The organism is uncultured Campylobacter sp. (assembly GCF_938030685.1).
Taxonomy (GTDB): domain Bacteria; phylum Campylobacterota; class Campylobacteria; order Campylobacterales; family Campylobacteraceae; genus Campylobacter_B.
This window is the reverse complement of record NZ_CALHHX010000206.1, coordinates 1-1,684: the sequence shown is the minus strand read 5'-3', so window position 1 is coordinate 1,684 and position 1,684 is coordinate 1. Positions and strand designations below refer to the sequence as shown.

At 51.1% G+C, this 1,684-nt stretch carries 3 protein-coding genes; all 3 read right to left on the bottom strand.

Annotation, left to right across the window (positions count from 1 at the left end; translation table 11 throughout):
* Positions 1–578: NapC/NirT family cytochrome c (locus tag Q0369_RS09890; RefSeq protein WP_298099311.1), on the bottom strand; the 578-nt coding region annotated here is incomplete at its 3' end.
* Positions 575–1,006 carry a cytochrome c3 family protein gene (locus Q0369_RS09885; protein WP_298099308.1) on the bottom strand — a complete coding sequence of 144 codons (432 nt, stop codon included), beginning with the start codon at positions 1,004–1,006 and terminating at the stop codon, positions 575–577. The genes Q0369_RS09885 and Q0369_RS09890, both read right to left, overlap by 4 nt.
* 81 nt (positions 1,007–1,087) lie before the next feature.
* A partial coding sequence (locus Q0369_RS09880) for an FAD-binding protein (RefSeq protein WP_298099305.1) occupies positions 1,088–1,684 on the bottom strand: 597 nt, incomplete at its 5' end.

Here is a 1,684-nt window from a genome sequence, read left to right as displayed (position 1 = left end):
TCCTGCATCATCTTCTTTTCGTAAATTTTATACGTCGGTCGCCAGTACTCTAGGTAGTTGCGAAGCCCAATGCCGTGGCCCGCGCTTACGTGGCAGCTCGCGCATTTGAGCTCGCGCTCCGTGCCTAAGAGCTTTTTGTAGTGCGCGTGCATGCGTTGCGCCTGCTCGGAGGTGATCTTACTGTCGATCACGGTAGCGTGGCAGCTCGTGCAGCCGTTGTCAAACACATAGTGCTCGCGGTTTTCGCGCCTTTTGTTCCAGTCGTATTTTTCAGGCTCGTCAAAGAAGTGCGAGTAGCCCTCCAGCACGCCGTTTTTGGCCTTTTGATAGACGTATTTTACGATATTGTCGTGCGGTAGGTGGCAGTCGACGCATTGGGCTTTGACGCCCGTTTTGCCCTTGCCCGAGTGGACGTCATCTTGATAGGCGATCACCATCGGATCCATCTCGTGGCAGATGTCGCAGAATTTATCGGTGCTCGTTTGCTCAAGCGCGTAATGCACCGGCACGACGACGAAAAACCCTATAATGCCGCTTATTAAGATGATAAGCGCTAGTAATTTTTTAGAAATTCTCATGGTGTCACCCCCATCCATTGCGGCACTTCGTGCTCGTGGCATTCGGTACACATATTCGTAGATGCCTTGTGCTCGTTGTGGCATTCGTCGCAGTACAACGTAGGACCGTCGTGGACGGAGTTATGCGGATTAGCCTTAAGCGTATCCATAAATTTAAGCCTCAAAGCGAGCTGCTTTTTGTCGCCGTGGCAGCTGATACAGCCCTTGTCGCCGATACTTTTAAATTTAGACGGATCGCTTCCTTGATTTACGTGGCAATCGACGCAGTCAAACGCCAAATGCTCATGATGAGGTTTGATTTTGTATTTTGCCCGAAGCTCATCTGAAACGACTATGTTCGTGGCGTTAGCGTCGTTGGCAGACGGCGCGCCGAACAAAGTCGCGATGAAACAGCACAGAATCAATGCCGTAAAACTAATTTTTTTCATTTGCAACCTTTTAAAAAACCGCCTTACCAGGTAGGCTTTTGCCGCCCGGCAAGGCTTAAGAGAGCCTGTGCTCCGACTAAACTAAGCGATCTGCTCGCCCGCGATCATTCCGAAAACTATGCAGTCTGTGATCGCTACGGTGCCTAAGCGGCTCGCGCCGTGAGTTCCGCCGGTGATCTCGCCTGCAGCCCAAAGGCCTGGGATCGGCTTATTGGTTTTAGATGATAAGACCTCGGCTTTGGTGTTGATCTTTAGGCCGCCCATTGTATGGTGAGGCTTCGGCGAGAGGCGGATGACGTAGAAAGGTCCCGCTTCGTTGATCTCGCTAAGCGCGCTTTCTTGCTTGCCAAACTCGTCTTTTTTCGCCTTAACGCCTTCGTTGTATTTTTTGACGCTCTCTTTTAGCGCGTCCGCAGGCACGCCGTATTTGCTAGCTATCTCATCTAGGCTTGCACATTCGCCCACTAGCTTGCCGCTTGCCATGCCTTTAGAAATAACCTCTTCGCTTAGGTCTTTAAACGCCATTTTGGTGTCCGCAAATGTTATCGGATAGGCTTTAGGATCCTCGCGTAAAATTTTAAATTCCGCATCTGCGCGGGTCTTGCGATCTGCAAGCTCGTTCATAAAGCGCCTGCCCGTGCGAACGTCCACGGCGATGCCGTATTTAAAGGTGCCTTG

Bases quoted from the DNA above. Each gene is read 5' to 3' on its own strand.
- Q0369_RS09885 (WP_298099308.1), bottom strand. From the start codon at position 1,006: ATGAAAAAAATTAGTTTTACGGCATTGATTCTGTGCTGTTTCATCGCG.